Source organism: Phyllobacterium sp. LjRoot231 (assembly GCF_964253365.1).
Lineage (GTDB): Bacteria > Pseudomonadota > Alphaproteobacteria > Rhizobiales > Rhizobiaceae > Phyllobacterium.
The window spans coordinates 85,420-102,046 of record NZ_CAXUQT020000004.1 but is presented as its reverse complement, the minus strand read 5'-3'; the positions used below and the strand labels follow the sequence as shown (position 1 = coordinate 102,046).

Genomic DNA, 16,627 nt, shown 5'->3' with positions numbered 1-16,627 from the left:
CTTTGGCTTGATTGATCAGTAAAGGGTTTTTGCAAGCTGCGATGCTACTGTTTCAAGGTCTGCGGTGCTCGCATTCGATACAAGGGCGTAGGCCACGTCACCAATCTGGAAATAGGCGGCGGCGCTGTCATTGATGCGCAACGCTTTCGGCTTCACGACATCGAAAGTGCCGGGACGAACCGCGAAAAGCGAGAGCTGACCGATGTCATCCGATCTGATTTCCATCTCGACACTTGGTCCGAAGGCCGATGGGAAAAGCTGGACATCGTTGACGATCCACCGGTCCGGAAGCTGCGGCATGGTGATAGCGGTTGCCGCACGTATTTCCGCAGGATCGTAGCTGTTCACCTCAGACTGCGACTTCATCCCTGCCCTAAGCAAGGACGTCCTATGAGCCATCACCGCATCCGAAACATACGCTGGAGGCGGTGTCGAAGCGACGACCTCCGAGATAATCAGCGGGCCAAAGCCGGCATGCGCTAACCACCCGAAACCAACGAGAGCCGCGATGGCCGCAACACGTTGCAAATTTCCAAGCAGCCGGTTTCGCATAAGACCGCGTTCAAGGCGACGCGCCGCTTCACTCGTCTCCAGCGATCCCTTGCTATGCATGCCGGTTAGCGCCAGCCGCAATTCGTCCCTGGCCTGCAGGTCCGACATGACACGGGCAGCCTGTTCGGGATGATGCGACAGGTAACGGGCGATCTCGATGCGGCGGCCCGCATCCAGCTGGTCGTCGACATAGGCATCAAGATCGGCCTCAACGACAGGATCAATCGCGTCATTCATCGCGGCCTCCAACAATTTTCAGATGTACGGCTTTGCCGGGTTGCTCAGCCTCGAGAGAACGCAGTGTCGCACGCGCGCGGCCAATTCTGGACATCAGCGTGCCTATCGGTATTCCCAAAGTTGCTGCGGCTTTTTCGTAGGAGAGACTTTCGATCGCTACCAAATGCAGGGCTGCTCGCTGCTCCTCGGGCAGAGAGAAGAAGGCATCTCGGACCTCCGTCAACCGTATGGAATGCTCCTGCGGCGGCCGAAGACTAGTTTCGGCAATGATTGCCAAAGCATCCCCGCGGCGCGCTTCCGACTGGCTTGAACGCTTGCTGTCGATAAAACCATTGTGCAGGATCGACAAAAGCCAACCCTTCAGGTTTCCGCCATTGCGAAAATGACTGCGCCGCTCATAAGCGCGCACCAACGTATCCTGCACAAGGTCTTCCGCGTCGGTCTCGTTCCGTGTTAGCGAACGTGCATACCGGCGCAAGGAATCAAGCTGGCCAACAACATCAAAACGGGGTTTCGGACTCTTCATAAGGCGTATACGGATCTGCAGCGGATTTATTCCCTGCCGTCCGAAATTATATCACGCGACCGCGGATTCGCCGCCTAGATCAGGCTCTGTTTTTTAAGTTCGTCCTTGAGATAAGCATAGTAAATCGGCGCAGCGATGAGGCCGGCGATGCCGAACCAGGCTTCCAGCACGATCATAGCAAGCAGCAATTCCCACGCCCGCGATTTTATACGTGATCCTATGATCCTGGCATTCAGGAAATATTCGAGCTTGTGGATGATTACCAGAAAGGCGAGCGAACCCACTGCGGCAACAAAGGAAACGCTGAGTGCCACAATCACAATCACAGTGTTGGAGATCAGATTGCCAATAACAGGAAGAAGCCCCGCAATGAACGTCACAGCGATCATTGTCTTCACCAGCGGCAGGTGAACACCAAAAAACGGCAGAATCACAACAAGGTAGATCGCCGTGAAAATTGTGTTCAGTGCCGAGATTCGAAGCTGCGAGAACACGATGTTGCGAAATGCTGCGCTGAACAGTTCGACACGTTCGCCAAGGGCAACCGCCAGCGGACCCGGCTCACGTGATGCGACAACGGAAGAACTCAACGCAATCATTCCACCAATCACCATGCCGACGATGATGCGGACCAGGAGGACGCCAAGTTCCCTGCCGACGAGCTGGAGCTGACCGGCGTGTTCGCGCAGCCACTTCGCTGCCAGCGTTTCCAGTTCTTCAAGGTTTGACGGGAAATAATCGCGAGCCCAATTCGGCAGATGGATCTGGGCTGTATCGATGATTTCTGCCATCTTTTGAAAAAGCGACACGATACCTTCATCTGAACCATCGGTGAGCAGCGCCATGCTGCTCGTGACGGCGGCGACAATCACCAGGATGAAAATCAGCGCTAGTATCGCCAGCGCAATCGTTTTGGCCAGATGACCGGAAATGCCCAATCTACCAAGCAACGGAGCCGAATAATGAACCAGGTTATAGACGAGCAGGCCCGAGAGGAGTGCGGACAGCAAGCCAAGCTCAAGCACAGCGACGAGCGCGATGAACGACAAGATGTAGGATGCAATCCGGAGCCTGGTGGCGGTTGGCAAGTGTGTCACCTAAGGGGGCTGTCAATATTCAGCTGTACCTACTCTTGAAAGCGTCCGCGACGCAAGCACCATTGATCCAGGCACGTGAATCTGCGCAATCTCGAGTGGTTGGCGACAATGTATCCGATCAAGGCATAACGGATTTGCAATTGTTTGCCGCTACAAGCATGGAATGAACCGCCGGTATGGAAGAGGTCCGTGCGCCCTTTCTACCGGCCTCAATCCAGGCCAGGCGACTTCCATGCCATTATACCAAGCGGACAACAAAGCGGAAAAGCGGGTCGAGGAGCGCAAGCGAACACGATTGCGCTCCGGCAAACTCGTCACGCTTGCCGGCCAGTTTCTGACCGAATGTCATTTTCACAACCTTGCCGGGGGCGGAGCAAAGATCCGGATTGTCAGCCAATGCGCCGTTCCTATTCGCTTTTGGCTGTTTGATGATCAGTACCGTGGCGCGCTGATCACGGAAATCGTCTGGCGCAAGGACATGGAACTTGGCGTGCGCTTCATCGAGAATGCCGGCGTCACCCCTTTGACGGACACAATTCTGAGCGCGCTTGCCGGTAAGTATTATTCACTTTGAGGGCACGCTTGCTAGCGCTCCAGACCCTTGGTGTTCTGGTCGCGGATTTCCTTGGCAGTGATGTAATTGAATTGCTCAACGAGCAGATCCTTCACCAGCGGCTGTGGAAATCGTGCATTGACCCCGTCGATGATCGATTTCTTGACGTCGTCGAATTTCACCTTCTGAACGTCCTTGACGTCCGAATAATGCCCATAGAACTGGCTGAAAATCTCGTCATTGATGAAATAGGATACTGGGATCTTGAAGGATGCGTTTACGGCATGGTCCAGGGTATAGGCCAGCTGGGAAACCACATAACCCTGAACCGCATTGTCGATGATGATCGGGACACTGAAGACCTCGGTCTTGCCGTCATCCAGGGCTTCCTGAGTCTGGGGCGCAACGGCCGCTGTTGCCGAATTCTGCCAGACGGCAAAATATAGCGATCCGAGTGCAACCGCGCAGATCCACAGACCAATCAGGACAATACGGATCATGCGCCGAGCCCGTTCCTTACCTGGCTCGCCGTGTAGGTCCCGTCCGCTTCCTGCGTCTCAAGCGCATCGCGGATAATTCCGGCGAGCTCGGTCACAGCGCGTAAGTGCAATTTGATCGCATCGCAATTGCGATCGAGCTTTTGACGCAGGCCATCGAGAACAGGTTGAAGCGCCTTGAGTGCAGGTGTATCCACTGTCTTCACCGCCTTGCCCATAGCCTTGTTGAAGTCACGCAGACCGCGGCTTTTATGAGCGTTGATATCCGCGAGGTCCACCGTCTGGCCCTCGAGGAGCAGCCGTGTCTCGCGCTCTACAACATCTTCTAAGCGACGAATGGCGAAAAGGACGGGTTCCAGCGCTGGTTCGGACACATCGCTGTGGTTCTGATCGTTGATCATTATCTCTATTTCCATATCTATTCCTCCAATCTCATCGGCTTTGAGTCTGTGCTCTAACTTTGCCTAGAGTCGTCAACGCTTTCCGTTGATTTTAATTGCTTATGAATGAGCTGGCGTTCGATCTGATATAAAATGACATTTGAATCCTGCCTTTGAAAATGGTGTTGGTCAGTGGATATTCCCGAAGCCGCGCCTTCTGCTTGTGTTGCGGCTTCAGACTTCGCCCTTTTGGCGCTCTGCTGCTCCAGCATGCGGGCGACGCCTATGCCGCCGGCATCGGCCATCTTGTTGGCGACGGCTTCCGCCATCATCGATTTCCAATAGTCTCCGGCAATTCCTTCGCCGAATACCGCCTGGTTGTCTCCCGCAAACATGGATTCGACAAAGGATTGCAGCATGAATGCTTCGAACTTTTTGAAGGCAGGGTTCGGCGCAAGAGGTGCATTATCGGTAACGGATCCACTTACCGGAATCGGCTGCTGCATGGAGGCAAAGTTCTCACGTGACAGCTGCATCTGTGCCGCGACACGGTCGGAAGCCATGCTGCGTAACTTCTCCACGGAGGCCCGCAAGGTGTCCGGATCGGCTGCCATGGCAACATCCAGCACCAGATCGGAGGGTGGATTAATGGCCATCGATTCCTGTTCCATCCTGTTTCATGACACGCACTCTACCCTCCCAAACTTACGGGAGGCTTGAGCCTTGCATCTTTAGATTGCTCGTTTCGCAAGCAGATGCCCCATATATTCGTCCATCTCGTCCGCGATTTCAGCTCGCGATGTTTCCTTTTCCAGAACGCGAAGCCGGCTATTTAGGGTGTCGAGGGTTCGCGACACTTTCAGCAGATTCTGTTTGGTCTCAACCATCTGTTCCGACAGCTGGGCCTGTAGCGTCTTGTTTGTCTCAAGGCGCTTCATGATGACATGTACAGGAACAAACGCCGTTGTATTTCCGGCAAAACGATCATCCTGCATCCTGAAGAGAGCATCATTCTCTTCCTCGATTGCAGCTGACTGTGCATTGAGGCGTGACAGGTCCAGCGCATGACGCGCCTTGGCGAGCTTTTGCAGCCTGATCAATCCGAGATAGGATGTCAGAGTTCCGCCATTCGCTGCCATCGCTCAAAAGTTCCTCAGGTAAGTCCCGGCTTCATTGGTGAAAAACCGCAGAAGATCAGACATGCTGAAATAGAGCAGCATCAACCCGCCCGCGAGCACGAAAGGCAACGAAATGAAATAGACGGGAATCGATGGCGTAAGCTTGTTGATCAGTCCGACCGCTACATTGACCACGACGGCAAAAACGATGAAGGGCGCGGCAATGCGGATGGTACTCATGAACGCCCCGGACAGTGTGTCAGTCAGATTGACCATTGCCGTTCCCGGCTGAAAAACGCCATCGACAGGAATCGTCGAATAGGACGAAAGCAGCGCACGCAACACCTCCAGATGCAGGTCCGACACGAAGAACAGACATAGCGCGGAGAGCGTGATCAGGCTGGCAATGGCAGCTTGCGGTTCCTCTGATTCAATAGCGCGCTCCGGTGCGCCTGAATATCCCGTTGCCATCGCCATTACATTGGCCATGAATTGCAGGGCCCAAAAATAAATCCGTGCAAGAATGCCGATGAACGCGCCGACGATGGCTTCGATGACGATGATCCGCATCAGCATCAATGGTTCTGCCTTGGCCGCAGGTGTCACCTGCGGAAGCACCAGTGGAACGACCATCAGCGAACAGGCGAGCGCCAGGAAGAGCCGTATTTGCATCGGAATACGCGGACTGGAAATGCCCGGCATGATCATCAGGCAGGCTCCTACACGGGCAACGACAAGCACGGCCGCAACGATGCTATCGCTCAGTGGCGGCACGTTTAAAGCCTCACGAAATAGTACCGAGGGAGCGCACCTCTACGCCGCGTGCAATCTCGACATGTGACAGGACTGACAATGTCGCGAACAGGCGCTCGATGATCATCCTGATGTACGGCCGCGCTTCCGGCGAAGCAACGAGAACGAAGCGCTCGCCCGCATCAAGGTGCTTGCGGATTGCGGCACTCGCCTCATTGCCGAACTGCTCCAGCAGACGCGGATCGATATCGAATTCGGTAATCTCACCCTTGGCGTCGCGCTTGAGGCTCTGGTGGAAAACAAGATCCCAACGATTGCCGAGACGCAGAACGGAAAGAACGCCGTTGTCGGCAAGATCACCGCAGATCTGCTGCGCCATACGCATCCGCACATGTTCGACAATCATTTCCGAACGGCGAATATGCGGTGCCACTTCCGCTATTGCTTCGAGAATGAGGTTCAGGTTACGGATCGAGACCCGTTCCGTCAGCAGCAGCTTGAGAACCGCCTGCAGGCCCGAATAGGAAAGATGTGCCGGACAGATATCGTCGAGCAATTTGCGGTATTCGGGTCCAAGCCGATCCAGCAGCGCACGCATATCCTTGTAGGAAAGCAGCTGTGCCAGATTGTTGCGGACGATCTCACTGAGATGGGTCAACAATACGGAAAGGTTGTCGACCGTCATGTAGTTGTCGCGCTTGAGGTCGGCGGCGAAGGTCTCCGGAACGGAATAGGCCTTCATGCCGAACGCCGGCTCCCTCACCTCTTCGCCCGGCACATGCGGGGGTGGCCGGTCACCAGGAATGACCAGGATTTCGCCAACCCGCAGCTCATGCGAAGCGACGACTGTCCCGTGGATTTTGATACGGTAAGTTTTGGGAGGCAGGAGAAAATCATCTGTAACCTTGATTTCCGGGACGACAAATCCGTATTCAACCGCAAACTTCTTGCGCATTTTGTTGACGCGATGCGCAAGCTCAAGCTGCGATGCCAGCAACCTTGCCGAGATTTGCTTGCCCAGACAAAGCTCGATCTGCGCCGTTTCAAGCGAAGCCCTGACAGAATCCCGGTCTTCCTGTTCAGCGTGTCTCTGCTTCAACGCAATTTCAGCCTGCGCAGCGGCGGCCACCCGTGCCAGCTTGCGCGGGACGGATATGCCGATGGCCACAAGACCGGCCGCAAGCACGAAAAACGGAAAGGCCGGCAGCCCTGGCAGGATGCCGAGCACGAATAACAACAGAGCGGCGACGAACAACGCTTTCGGATAGGCGCCGAGCTGACCGAAGACAGCCTTGTCTGTGGAACCGCGCGTCCCGCCTTTGGAGACCAGGAGGCCGGCCGCCAGTGATACAATTAGGGCCGGTATCTGCGTGACGAGACCATCGCCGACGGAGAGCTTGGTGAAGACATCAGCGGCCTGACTGACCTCCATACCATGCCGCGTCACGCCGATGATGATGCCGCCGAAAATATTGACGGCCGTAATGATCAGACCCGCGATCGCGTCACCGCGTACGAATTTTGAGGCACCATCCATCGAACCGAAGAAGGCGCTTTCTTCTTCGAGTTCGCGGCGCCGGTGTTGCGCTTCCTTCTCGTCGATCAATCCCGAAGAAAGATCCGCATCGATAGCCATCTGTTTGCCGGGAATGGCATCGAGCGTAAAGCGCGCACCAACTTCTGCAATACGTGTCGCGCCCTTGGTGATAACGAGAAAATTGACAATGATGAGGATGGCGAAGACCACCAAACCGATGACGAAATCGCCACCCATGACGAATTGCGAGAAGCCGTGGATGACCTGGCCGGCCGCCGCATAACCTTCGTCACCATGGGTAAGGATGACGCGCGTCGTCGCAATATTGAGCGACAGGCGCATCATTGTCGCGATCAGAAGCACTGTTGGAAAGGCAGAGAAATCGAGAGGCCGCTGGATCCACAGCGACACCATCAGGATAAGCACCGAGAGGGCAATGGAAAAGGCCAGGCCAATATCGAGAACGATTGGTGAAACGGGCAGAAAAAGAACTGTGAGGATGATAACGATGCCGAGAGCCAGGCCAACATCGCTGCCGGTCAAATAGCCCTTGTCGCCCAATCGTTTTACTGCGGCCTGCTGCACGGCATTCTCCTATGTCGCGTGGACAATAGGAGCCGAAGCTTGTGCGAAGCCAAAGACTTGCAGAACGCCATTTACAATTGCCGGACATATCAGCATGTGATATATAATGCTGATATCTGATATAGGAATTTGAGATGCGGGCACTTATAACACTGGATGATACCCAAATTCGCGAACTTGACCGGTTGGCCAAAAAAGAAAAGCAATCTCGTGCCGCTCTGATACGGCAGGCGATCGACGATTTCCTTGAGAAGCAGTCTGCAGAGGTGGCAAAAGACGCATTTGGTCTATGGGGGCAAAGGCGGATGGACGGCCTTGTCTATCAAGAGAACATCCGGAGCGAATGGTGAAAGCACTCTTCGATACCAACGTTCTCATTGATTTCCTAAATGCGGTCCCGGAAGCTCGCGACGAATTGACTCGCTACAGCGACAAGGCCATCAGTGTCATCACATGGATGGAGGTTATGGTCGGAGTTGATGCCGATGTGGAGAGCCGAACACGCGCATTTCTCGACAGCTTCAACGTACTGCCATTAGAGAATCAGATCGCCGAACGCGCCGTTACACTCCGCCAAGAGCACAAGATAAAGCTGCCTGACGCCATTATTTGGGCCTCAGCAGATGTTCATTCCATGCTTTTGGTGACACGCAATACGAAAGACTTCCCGCAAGGAATGCCAGGGGTCCGCATTCCCTACTCTCTATAGTCGCGTCTATTAGAATCCCTTCTCGATCCGGGAATATGTCAACAGCGTCAGTGTATTGATTTGTGAGCCGACGAAGGGAGCGGTCAATGCGAGAACAGCCAGGATGACGAGGATCTTGGGAACGAAGGTGAGTGTGATTTCCTGGATCTGCGTCAGTGCCTGAAACAGCGCGATGCAGACGCCCGCCAGCATCGCGGCTCCGACTGCCGGACCAGAGGCAACGATGACCGTCCAGATGGCCTGGTTGACGATATCGAGGGCGTCGGCCTCGTTCATCTAGCTGACGACGATGCCGGCAGTAATCGGAAGCTGGGCTCCCCCCTTGAGTGTCGCTATCATGCCGTCGCTGTAAATGCGTACAGATTCGACGACACCACTGACCGTGCCGTCGGAACTGGTGACGGTCCGACCGATGATTCCATCAGCCTGTGACAAAGATGAACTCGCAAGCAACTGGTCGAGCTTGGTATTAGTCTGGACCGCTTGTTCGACGCTCGAAAACTGTGCCAGCTGTGAAATTTGCTGTGTGGCATCCATCGGCTCGGTCGGATCCTGGTTTTTCATTTCTGCAACGAGCAGTTTCAGAAAAGCCTGATAATCGACACCGGGACCGGTGGCCTTGGTCGAATCGGTTGTGGTGTCCGTCTGTGTTCCTACGGGAGGGATCGTGGTCATGCGGTTGCCTCCGGCCTGACGGCCTGTTCTGTTTGAGAGGAAATGATCGGTTCTGCTGAGCCAGAAAGAATCTGTGCTTCCAGCGCATAGAGCAACCGGATGGATTTGAGCGCTTCGAACACGCGGTCATTGCAGACCATTTCGTCGATCAACTTCAATTCTTTCAGCACCTGCTGGTTTTCGAATGTTGCGAGGAGCGACGCCAGCATGCGCTTGAACGTGCGGTTAGCCTCATCCTTGATCGCTGGATTGATCAGCATGATCTGTGCAGCGAAATAAAGCTGCCGAAGCGGTGTTGTCGTCTGGTCCCCCTGAAGGACATGACTCTCGAGCAGAAAGCTCACATCATTCATGAATTCGAGTGAGACCTTGCGGTCAACACGCAAGACGGCACCATTGACGTAGACTTTTTCACCGGCGCGCAGCGAGATTTTCATGATTAGAGCCCGTCGCGAATGGTTTTGGTAATGTCGATAATGCTGTCGTAATCTCGCGAAGTCTCTTGCCGGATGGCCTCCAGTTCCCGAAGAATGAAAAGACCGATCGAGATCAGTGACGCCCGCAATTGCTGAGGCAATCCATTGGCGGGGCTGCCGAGATCTTCGATCACGATCATCCACAGACGCGACGTGAAATACACTGCCTCGATACCCTTGTAAGAATAGCCGCCTTCATCGCGGGCCGCTTCCAGCATCATGATCGACTGATCGAACAGGGAACGTTCCCGCTCCTTGGCTTCGTCAGCACCATCATTCATGATGTCGTCGTATCGGGCCTGGTACATGTGCTTTTCCGGCTTTTAACGAACGCGGCTATCGCGTTCGTTGTTTTACTTCAGGTAGTTGAGCAAGCTCAGGCTTTGGATTTTTACAGTCAGTGCGTAGGACGCGTCTATTTGGGTCCTCAAAGCCTCAACCCGATTTGCGGCTTCATAGGGATCCACCGCCTCCAGATCGAGAACCGAACTGTTCAATACATTGATCTGTACTGTAAGCCGGTCGGTTGCGTCCTTCGTGCGCGCTTGGGCATTACCTAAGAAGGACTGTGCGCCCGCCAGAGAGGTAGAGTTTTGATTTGTCGTCAGGGCGACCTTGTCGATCACCGTATCGAACGCAGCTTGATTGAGGCCGATATCGCCGAGCTCCGCCATCATCGTGTAACTCATGGCGAGCTGACGGAATCCCGCATTGTTGGCGCTGACCGATGTTTCGGCGAGTTCCGTGGGCGCTATCCGGCTCTTGACGAGTGTATCCGAGGCGGATGACCAGTTGGTTGACCACGAGCCCGCATCAAACTCAGCAGCAAACGAAGTGTCGAGATAAGTTTTCATATCGGCGGCGCTGATGTTCGCAACCTGCGGATCAGTGGTCGGAAAGCCAAAATAATCCTGAAACGACTGCAATACCGCTGCACGTGCCGGATCGCCCGCCGCGCCGTAATCGCCAAGCGGTTTGACGTCCGTGTTTTCGCCGGCGAAAATATATTCCCCATTGTAGCTCGTGTTAATCAGGTCAGTAGCGGCTTGCAACAGACCTTTCGCTTTGTCGACGATAATCGAACGGCCCTCGCTCGCCCCGCGCATCGCCGTTACATTGCCGAGAAAATCCTGCGATCCCTTGATGACATTGCTCAGGGCATCCTGGGAGGCGGTCATCCGCTCCGAGATCAGACCATTGGTCTGGGTCAACACCGTCAGACGATCGTGCTCTTTGCGCAACGAAATCGATTGCCCGGTGCGGCTTCCGAGGGTCAGCCCCTTGTCGAAAACGAAACCTGTCGTGGCTTCCTGGTTCGCCTTGACCAGTTCTGCCTGGGCCTTGGCTATGATGTTGCGGGTCGAATTCGAAAGCATGTAGGATGAAACCGACTGGGTCTTCATATCTATTTCACCGCCTGCAAGAGTTCGTTCAGCATGGCGTCCACGGCGGAAATGATCCGCGCCGATGCCTGATAGGAATGTTCGAGATCGAGTAGCGACTGCATTTCCGTGTCGATATTCACGCCACTGGCATTGGAAATTGCGTCTTCAGCCCGCGAGGCTAGAACCCCGTTATATTCGTTGGTCTGGGTAACGGATTTCCGCTTGGTCTCGAGCGAGCTGATCGTGGCCGCCGAAAAATCGAGCAGACTCAAATTATCTCCGGCGGCCGCATCCGGGTCGTAACTGCGGGGTGCGGCGATAGCACCGATGAGATCCTGCAGGCGTGTCGAATAGCCTGACGATCCATCCGGATTCTGCACATAGTCTGCCCCGGCCGCACCGCCATCACGCAAAAGCGCAGGATTGCCGCCCTCGGTCAGAATGAAGGCAGAAGAAACCTTGATCGTGCCGGCGATGCCCGGAAGGATTGTTGCGTCAGCGGGCATTGCTGGCGCGCCCGAATAGGTGAACAGGCCTGGTACCGTCGGCAGGGTTGCAGGTGTCTTCTGGTCCTTTTCCGCAAACATGCTGACGAGGCTGCGTGCTATCTCGTCAAGCTGGTTTTGATAGGCAGGCGCTGTATCGTCGCGTAGTTGGAGCAGACCGCTGAGGCGGCCGGTGCCATAAGGTTGCTGGAAGGTGCCGTGCGACAGCGGCACACCGTCGACATAGACCTCGTTGCCGCTTGTGCCCGCGCTAAATGCGCTGGTCGGCGTGAAGCTGACGGTTCGTGCCGATCCCTCGAAGAGGGTCACGCCGGATTCGGCAAACACCACCATGTCATTGTCGCCGCGCACCAGCGTAGTGATGCCGATCTCGCCGGATATCTGCTTCAGCAATGAATCCCGCTGATCGAGATAATCCGACACATCGGTCCCCGCACGCGTGCCATTGATAACGCGATTATTGACCGTCTCGAATTGCGTCAGAAGCGAGTTCAGATTCTTGACGGAGTCGTTGATGTCGCTGTCCGCATCCTGGCGCAGCTTCTGCGTTTCTTCCGTACCCTTGTTCAACGCATTGGCCAGTTCGGTGGCCTTGGTAACAGCCGACTCCCCAACCGATGTGTTGCCGGGCTGAGACGCGTAGAGCTGCAGTGAATCGCGCAGGTCACCAAGAAGCGCGCTGGGCGAGCCCGAAGCATCGTTGGCGGAATAGATACCGGACAGCCGGTCGAGACCCGTTTGCAGGGTATTTGAAGCGTTATATTGGCTGCTGCTTTCGATATATTTGGACAGGAGTGCAGAGTCGGCGGAACGGGTTACAGACAGATAGGTCGATCCGTTCGGTCCGCTCACGACCGAGCCGATACGCCGGGAAAAATCAGGATCGTTGGCGCCCGCAATATTGCGCGACACCAACGCTGTCTGTTTCGATACGGTATTAAGAGCACTCTGAGCGGTAAGGAGCGCCGAAGTTAGTGACATACCCTATGTCCATTCGCCATTAGAAGTTCAACTACCTTTTCAGATTAACCAGCACGTCCATCAAATCCGCGCCGGTCTGGAAGACCTTCGAATTTGCCGTGTAGCTTCTCTGGGATTCAATCATCTCAGTCAGTTCCTGCGCGATGTCTGCATTCGATTCTTCCAGCGCACCGGATGTCAGCGTGCCAAAGCTGCCGCTGCCGGCAAAGCCCAGCTGGACATCGCCGGATTCGGCACTTGGTGAGAACACATTTCCGGTCATGACAAGCAGGTTGTCAGGACTTGGAACGTCGGCGAGCGCGATTTGATAGATAGCGCGTTTCGCGCCGTTCTTATAAATGGCCGTGACGGTGCCGTCGTCACCGATACTGACGTTGTCGATGGGGCTCGGCGTGTTGCCGTCGATCTTCACCTCGATAGGGGTGTAGTCACCCGCCAATTGTTTGGTGGCGGAAAAATCGATCTCTAACGGCTGTCCGTTGGGAACGGTGATCGATATTGACTGATCGACCGAAGTGAGCTTGCCGGTGACGGCATCGAAGGTGTAATTTTCCGTCGTCAAGGGCGCAGCAGGAGTATAGGGAAACCCACCGCCAGCCGAAGCATTCGCATGATTATACGCTGCCACTTCCCAAGTGTTGTTTGCAGTTTTGGTGAAATAGAGATCGACGACAACGACATTGCCAAGATTGTCGAATGTCTGCACAGATGTCTTGGCGGTGTATTGGGCTGACGCAGTGGTATTTGTAGGCGGGCGGTCAGCCGCCGCAACGATCGAAGCGCCAGCCGGGAGATTGGCTGTAAATATGCCTGTACGACTTGGATCAGCGATCAGGTCATTCTGCGCAATATTGACCTTCTCGAGCCCCTGAAAACCGTTGGCAACCGGATTGACGTTGCCATTCACGACTGGGTAACCCATCAGATAGTAGCCGGCCGAATTGACAAGGTTACCCTGCGCATCAGGCACGAATGAACCGGCGCGCGTCAGATATGGCGTATCGTCGGCATTGCCGACGATGAAGAAGCCATTGCCTTTCAGTGCAAGGTCCGTCGAGGAGGTGGTGAAGCGCAACGAGCCGTCATCCGAAATATGGTGGCGAACAACTGTCTCCACACCGCCGGAATTATAGGCACCGCCGGAACTTGGTAGCACCAGCGATGCGAACTGCGTGCTGGCGCGCTTGTAACCGGTCGTGCTGGAGTTGGCGATATTGTCCGCCACGGTCGACAGCCTGTTGGCCTGAGCATTCATGCCCGACACACCGGTTCGCATCATTCCATAGAGGCTCATTTCCGTCTCCTTACACCGTGATTCCGTTCAGAATCGTTAGCGGGCAATACTTGCGCGAAGCTGACGTTCTGACGGTTCACTGAGGTAATTACTTGAATTTCGACTTGGCCGCCGGTGGCAGGATTATTCTGGGAGGTCAGTCGAGATTGATGCAGTAGCCAAGGAAGCGCTTGGAATCGATCGGGTCATGCCCAAGCTGCTCGCGCAACTTCTTGCGTAGCTTGCTGATATGACTTTCAACAACACTTTCCTCGACATCACTGTCGAAAATGCCGTAGATCGCGCTGAATATCTGCGCCTTATTGAGGCGGCGGCCCCGGTTGGCGATCAGATACTCCAGTATACGCCGTTCCCGCCGTGGCAGAGAAAAATCAAGCCCATTGACCTGCGGATCACGGCCGTCAGAAAATACCCGGATCGGACCTACCTGCGTTCCCGCATCGCCATTGCCATAACGGCGGCGAATGGCATTGATCCGTGCCAGGATTTCTCGCACATGCATCGGCTTGCGAACCACATCATCGACCCCCGCCTGGAAAAGTTCCAGCGTGTGTTCCAACGACTGCGTCTCATTGACAGCGATGACCGGCGCTGAACAGCGCTCGCGAATTTTTTGTGGAAACTGACTGCGATTGACACATTCCCCTATGAGAAATGCCTCCACCGCCATAATGTCGTTTTTCTGAACGGTGGCGACCCAATCGCCGAAATCGTCCGGAGTAAAACCTGTTGTTGTTATGCCCTCACGGGCGAACCACGCCGAATACCCACTCGTCACCAGACTTCGTTCGTCGACGACTACAATCACTGCCCCACCTTCCGAATCATTATTTTGCCCCAAGCAACACACAACTAGCGGGGTCGATGACTCGGCGACAATTCCCAATATATTGCACCTAATTAATTGGGAGTCCTAAATAATTCGGGGGAGGTCAACTCCCAGGGAGGAGAGTACGCCCTAAACCGGACTAATCATTACTTTTCGAACTTAACAAAATATGACCATCAAGACAAATTCACGTTTTATTACCAAGTATTAACACAATCACTTATCGCAAAACATTCGCGCCTTGGTCGTCCAGTTTCCGAAGCCAGTAGCCACCATGTTTTCAATTACTCGGCAAACATATTGCTTCTGGGCCGGGTCGTTATTAGGCCCCGCGTGATAGCGAGCGACCGCCATAGTCCAGCTGCCTTCACGCGTCCGAAGCTCCTTTAAGAATCGCGCCGCGTAGTCCACGTTGGTGGCGGGGTCCAGCATTGCATTTACTGACGGGAACTTGCTGGCGTGAAAATAGTGATTGATCTGCATGCATCCGAGGTCGATAAGCTTCGCTCCCAGCGAATGCGCCTCGTTGAATTTGACCACAGCGGCTGCAGCTGACGACATAAAAACCGCCTTGCCTTCAATGTTCATTGCATAGGGTTGCAGCGAGTCCTTGTGCCCTGTTTCAGTCAAGCCAACCGCGTAGAGAATGCCGATCGGAATATCGTACTTGGTCGAGGCGCGGTGCATTTGCCGCTCGCAAAGGTTTTCTGCCGAGGCGGTTTGCGACGCAAAAAATAGGCTAAACAACCAAACCATGTGAAGGGTTGGTTTCGATACCCGGATTCGCCGCGTTTTCCTTACGTTCATTGGATCGCATCTCTTCAAAAGGCTGTTTATTGCCAGAGCGGTCTCCGGGCGTGCCCTGGAATCCCGACTGACCCCCGCCGCTGGCGCGCGCACCGGTCTGCTGATCCTGTCCGGGCAGGTTCTGCTGCCCGGTCTGCGTATTCGAGGAGGCGCTGGAGCGATCGATCACCGAGATGGTGACCGAGGAGGCATCGTCCGCCACACCCGCCCGCTGCAGGGCCCTGCTAAGCATGTCATGGTCCTTGGCGAGATGTTCTGCCATCGCCGGGTTTTCCGCCATCAACTGGATATGCATACCATCAGGCGTCAGGCGCATGCGCGCGGTGACCGTTCCGAGTTCGACGGGCTGCAACTGAATCACCAGCGTTCTGGTGTCTGGCGTGCTGTGGTCGGAAAGAATCTGGACATCGGTGACAGGCAGGGCTGTTTGTACCTGCGTCGAGCTATTCGACGCAGTCACACTGAGTTTTGCCTCCGCCTGAACCGAAGGTGACGGCGTTGATGCAGTCGCTTCAACGGTCGGCGGCGCGGTATGTTCTACCGGGGCCTTGGTACTCGCCTTGGGCTTTGGTGCCTCAGAGGCCTGCGTCGCTGACGCAACGGCCTGCCTAGTCGCCGTGACCGGCTCGGCGGGTTCCTGTTTGTCCAGCGAAGCAGCGGCAACCTGCGAATCCGTGGTGGCTTTCGGAACGGACTTTTTATCGGGCGCGGGCATCTGGGCCTGTTTTTCGTTCCCCTGATCCGCCTCGACGATTTCTATAGGTCCGACAGCTGTATCGGCTTCAGATGACGTCCTGGCCCTGGTGACGGGTTGTGGCTGTTCGCCATTCTCGCGTTGCTGCCGGTCGAGCAGCTGTTCGAAAGCAAGGATTGCCTGCCCGAAGATGCCTTGAGCGGGAGCTTCGGTAACATCCTTGTCCGGCTCGGCAGTATCCAGGGATTCGACATCCTTTTCCGGCGTTGCATCCTCTTTGTCGAGCTTTAGCTTCGGGCCAGCCGCCTTCACCATCGATCTGAAATCCGCCGGAACATCCTTGCCCTTTGCCGGCTTTTGGTCGGGCATGTCGTCTTTGCCCTTGTCACGGACAATTGCGTCAAGCATTGTTCTGAGAGGCATCTGAGCTCCAATA

22 protein-coding genes are annotated in these 16,627 nt (G+C 55.1%); 3 read left to right on the top strand and 19 right to left on the bottom strand.

Features of this window, described 5'->3' with window-relative positions; all coding sequences use genetic code 11:
* Positions 1-15: 15 nt before the first annotated feature.
* From ACSQ3H_RS29080 to ACSQ3H_RS29070, 3 genes are all read right to left on the bottom strand, one after another.
* Complete coding sequence (locus tag ACSQ3H_RS29080) at positions 16-789, bottom strand: anti-sigma factor family protein (RefSeq protein ID WP_436120514.1); 774 nt, start codon at positions 787-789, stop codon at positions 16-18.
* Entirely contained in the window at positions 782-1,315 is a 534-nt protein-coding gene (locus tag ACSQ3H_RS29075) for a sigma-70 family RNA polymerase sigma factor (RefSeq protein ID WP_436120513.1), read from the bottom strand. The genes ACSQ3H_RS29080 and ACSQ3H_RS29075 overlap by 8 nt, the downstream gene beginning before the upstream one ends.
* A 74-nt stretch (positions 1,316-1,389) precedes the next feature.
* Positions 1,390-2,412, bottom strand: a complete 1,023-nt coding sequence (locus ACSQ3H_RS29070) for an AI-2E family transporter (protein ID WP_436120512.1) — start codon at positions 2,410-2,412, stop codon at positions 1,390-1,392.
* A gap of 232 nt (positions 2,413-2,644) precedes the next feature.
* Here ACSQ3H_RS29070 and ACSQ3H_RS29065 point away from each other — a divergent pair, with 232 nt between their 5' ends.
* The gene (locus ACSQ3H_RS29065; RefSeq protein WP_436120511.1) at positions 2,645-2,986 is read left to right on the top strand and encodes a PilZ domain-containing protein; all 342 of its coding nucleotides are present in this window, start codon (positions 2,645-2,647) and stop codon (positions 2,984-2,986) included.
* Positions 2,987-2,997: 11 nt separating this feature from the next.
* On the opposite strand, the gene ACSQ3H_RS29060 is transcribed toward ACSQ3H_RS29065, so the two are convergent.
* From ACSQ3H_RS29060 to flhA, 6 genes are all read right to left on the bottom strand, one after another.
* The gene (locus ACSQ3H_RS29060; protein WP_436120510.1) at positions 2,998-3,465 is read right to left on the bottom strand and encodes a hypothetical protein; all 468 of its coding nucleotides are present in this window, start codon (positions 3,463-3,465) and stop codon (positions 2,998-3,000) included.
* Positions 3,462-3,878 carry a flagellar protein FlgN gene (locus tag ACSQ3H_RS29055; protein WP_436120509.1) on the bottom strand — a complete coding sequence of 139 codons (417 nt, stop codon included), beginning with the start codon at positions 3,876-3,878 and terminating at the stop codon, positions 3,462-3,464. Before ACSQ3H_RS29055 ends, ACSQ3H_RS29060 begins: the two co-directional genes overlap by 4 nt.
* Before the next feature lie 38 nt (positions 3,879-3,916).
* Complete coding sequence (locus ACSQ3H_RS29050) at positions 3,917-4,498, bottom strand: rod-binding protein (protein WP_436120819.1); 582 nt, start codon at positions 4,496-4,498, stop codon at positions 3,917-3,919.
* Positions 4,499-4,573: 75 nt separating this feature from the next.
* Entirely contained in the window at positions 4,574-4,981 is a 408-nt protein-coding gene (locus ACSQ3H_RS29045; RefSeq protein ID WP_436120508.1) for a hypothetical protein, read from the bottom strand.
* Positions 4,982-4,984: 3 nt separating this feature from the next.
* On the bottom strand, positions 4,985-5,734 hold the full coding sequence (gene fliR, locus ACSQ3H_RS29040) for a flagellar biosynthetic protein FliR (RefSeq protein WP_436120507.1): 750 nt from the start codon (positions 5,732-5,734) through the stop codon (positions 4,985-4,987).
* Positions 5,735-5,744: 10 nt separating this feature from the next.
* Positions 5,745-7,835, bottom strand: coding sequence for a flagellar biosynthesis protein FlhA (gene flhA, locus ACSQ3H_RS29035; protein ID WP_436120506.1), 2,091 nt, complete (start codon positions 7,833-7,835; stop codon positions 5,745-5,747).
* 134 nt (positions 7,836-7,969) lie between these two features.
* Here flhA and ACSQ3H_RS29030 point away from each other — a divergent pair, with 134 nt between their 5' ends.
* The gene (locus ACSQ3H_RS29030; RefSeq protein WP_436120505.1) at positions 7,970-8,185 is read left to right on the top strand and encodes a CopG family transcriptional regulator; all 216 of its coding nucleotides are present in this window, start codon (positions 7,970-7,972) and stop codon (positions 8,183-8,185) included.
* Positions 8,179-8,544 (top strand): type II toxin-antitoxin system VapC family toxin, encoded by a 366-nt coding sequence (locus ACSQ3H_RS29025; RefSeq protein ID WP_436120504.1) that lies wholly within the window; start codon positions 8,179-8,181, stop codon positions 8,542-8,544. The genes ACSQ3H_RS29030 and ACSQ3H_RS29025 overlap by 7 nt, the downstream gene beginning before the upstream one ends.
* Before the next feature lie 9 nt (positions 8,545-8,553).
* Here ACSQ3H_RS29025 and ACSQ3H_RS29020 read toward each other — a convergent pair whose 3' ends face one another.
* The 10 genes from ACSQ3H_RS29020 to ACSQ3H_RS28975 all read right to left on the bottom strand — a co-directional run bounded on the left by ACSQ3H_RS29020 (position 8,554) and on the right by ACSQ3H_RS28975 (position 16,614).
* A complete protein-coding gene (locus tag ACSQ3H_RS29020) occupies positions 8,554-8,820 on the bottom strand; it encodes a flagellar biosynthetic protein FliQ (protein ID WP_106718371.1) in 267 nt (88 codons plus the stop codon).
* A complete protein-coding gene (flgD, locus tag ACSQ3H_RS29015; RefSeq protein ID WP_436120503.1) occupies positions 8,821-9,219 on the bottom strand; it encodes a flagellar hook assembly protein FlgD in 399 nt (132 codons plus the stop codon).
* Positions 9,216-9,656: a flagellar biosynthesis repressor FlbT gene (gene flbT / locus ACSQ3H_RS29010; protein ID WP_436120502.1), complete on the bottom strand. Its 441-nt coding sequence runs from the start codon at positions 9,654-9,656 to the stop codon at positions 9,216-9,218. Before flbT ends, flgD begins: the two co-directional genes overlap by 4 nt.
* A gap of 2 nt (positions 9,657-9,658) precedes the next feature.
* Positions 9,659-10,003 carry a flagellar biosynthesis regulator FlaF gene (gene flaF, locus ACSQ3H_RS29005; RefSeq protein WP_436120501.1) on the bottom strand — a complete coding sequence of 115 codons (345 nt, stop codon included), beginning with the start codon at positions 10,001-10,003 and terminating at the stop codon, positions 9,659-9,661.
* Between the two features lie 45 nt (positions 10,004-10,048).
* Positions 10,049-11,098: a flagellar hook-associated family protein gene (locus ACSQ3H_RS29000; protein ID WP_436120500.1), complete on the bottom strand. Its 1,050-nt coding sequence runs from the start codon at positions 11,096-11,098 to the stop codon at positions 10,049-10,051.
* A gap of 2 nt (positions 11,099-11,100) precedes the next feature.
* The gene (gene flgK / locus ACSQ3H_RS28995; protein WP_436120499.1) at positions 11,101-12,567 is read right to left on the bottom strand and encodes a flagellar hook-associated protein FlgK; all 1,467 of its coding nucleotides are present in this window, start codon (positions 12,565-12,567) and stop codon (positions 11,101-11,103) included.
* A 31-nt stretch (positions 12,568-12,598) separates the two neighbouring features.
* A complete protein-coding gene (locus ACSQ3H_RS28990; RefSeq protein ID WP_436120498.1) occupies positions 12,599-13,861 on the bottom strand; it encodes a flagellar hook protein FlgE in 1,263 nt (420 codons plus the stop codon).
* A 136-nt stretch (positions 13,862-13,997) separates the two neighbouring features.
* Positions 13,998-14,669 carry a flagellar transcriptional regulator FtcR gene (gene ftcR / locus ACSQ3H_RS28985; RefSeq protein ID WP_436120497.1) on the bottom strand — a complete coding sequence of 224 codons (672 nt, stop codon included), beginning with the start codon at positions 14,667-14,669 and terminating at the stop codon, positions 13,998-14,000.
* Between the two features lie 237 nt (positions 14,670-14,906).
* Positions 14,907-15,446 (bottom strand): transglycosylase SLT domain-containing protein, encoded by a 540-nt coding sequence (locus ACSQ3H_RS28980; protein ID WP_436120496.1) that lies wholly within the window; start codon positions 15,444-15,446, stop codon positions 14,907-14,909.
* On the bottom strand, positions 15,430-16,614 hold the full coding sequence (locus ACSQ3H_RS28975; RefSeq protein WP_436120495.1) for a flagellar hook-length control protein FliK: 1,185 nt from the start codon (positions 16,612-16,614) through the stop codon (positions 15,430-15,432). The genes ACSQ3H_RS28980 and ACSQ3H_RS28975 overlap by 17 nt, the downstream gene beginning before the upstream one ends.
* Between the last annotated feature and the right edge of the window lie 13 nt (positions 16,615-16,627).

Bases quoted from the DNA above. Each gene is read 5' to 3' on its own strand.
- ACSQ3H_RS28975 (WP_436120495.1), bottom strand. From the start codon at position 16,614: ATGCCTCTCAGAACAATGCTTGACGCAATTGTCCGTGACAAGGGCAAA.
- flgD (WP_436120503.1), bottom strand. From the start codon at position 9,219: ATGACCACGATCCCTCCCGTAGGAACACAGACGGACACCACAACCGAT.
- flbT (WP_436120502.1), bottom strand. From the start codon at position 9,656: ATGAAAATCTCGCTGCGCGCCGGTGAAAAAGTCTACGTCAATGGTGCC.
- ACSQ3H_RS29050 (WP_436120819.1), bottom strand. From the start codon at position 4,498: ATGGCCATTAATCCACCCTCCGATCTGGTGCTGGATGTTGCCATGGCA.
- ACSQ3H_RS29025 (WP_436120504.1), top strand. From the start codon at position 8,179: ATGGTGAAAGCACTCTTCGATACCAACGTTCTCATTGATTTCCTAAAT.
- ACSQ3H_RS29075 (WP_436120513.1), bottom strand. From the start codon at position 1,315: ATGAAGAGTCCGAAACCCCGTTTTGATGTTGTTGGCCAGCTTGATTCC.
- ACSQ3H_RS29080 (WP_436120514.1), bottom strand. From the start codon at position 789: ATGAATGACGCGATTGATCCTGTCGTTGAGGCCGATCTTGATGCCTAT.
- ACSQ3H_RS29030 (WP_436120505.1), top strand. From the start codon at position 7,970: ATGCGGGCACTTATAACACTGGATGATACCCAAATTCGCGAACTTGAC.
- ACSQ3H_RS28980 (WP_436120496.1), bottom strand. From the start codon at position 15,446: ATGGTTTGGTTGTTTAGCCTATTTTTTGCGTCGCAAACCGCCTCGGCA.
- ACSQ3H_RS29020 (WP_106718371.1), bottom strand. From the start codon at position 8,820: ATGAACGAGGCCGACGCCCTCGATATCGTCAACCAGGCCATCTGGACG.
- flgK (WP_436120499.1), bottom strand. From the start codon at position 12,567: ATGTCACTAACTTCGGCGCTCCTTACCGCTCAGAGTGCTCTTAATACC.
- ACSQ3H_RS29060 (WP_436120510.1), bottom strand. From the start codon at position 3,465: ATGATCCGTATTGTCCTGATTGGTCTGTGGATCTGCGCGGTTGCACTC.
- ACSQ3H_RS29055 (WP_436120509.1), bottom strand. From the start codon at position 3,878: ATGGAAATAGAGATAATGATCAACGATCAGAACCACAGCGATGTGTCC.
- ACSQ3H_RS29065 (WP_436120511.1), top strand. From the start codon at position 2,645: ATGCCATTATACCAAGCGGACAACAAAGCGGAAAAGCGGGTCGAGGAG.
- ACSQ3H_RS28990 (WP_436120498.1), bottom strand. From the start codon at position 13,861: ATGAGCCTCTATGGAATGATGCGAACCGGTGTGTCGGGCATGAATGCT.
- flaF (WP_436120501.1), bottom strand. From the start codon at position 10,003: ATGTACCAGGCCCGATACGACGACATCATGAATGATGGTGCTGACGAA.
- ACSQ3H_RS29045 (WP_436120508.1), bottom strand. From the start codon at position 4,981: ATGGCAGCGAATGGCGGAACTCTGACATCCTATCTCGGATTGATCAGG.
- ACSQ3H_RS29000 (WP_436120500.1), bottom strand. From the start codon at position 11,098: ATGAAGACCCAGTCGGTTTCATCCTACATGCTTTCGAATTCGACCCGC.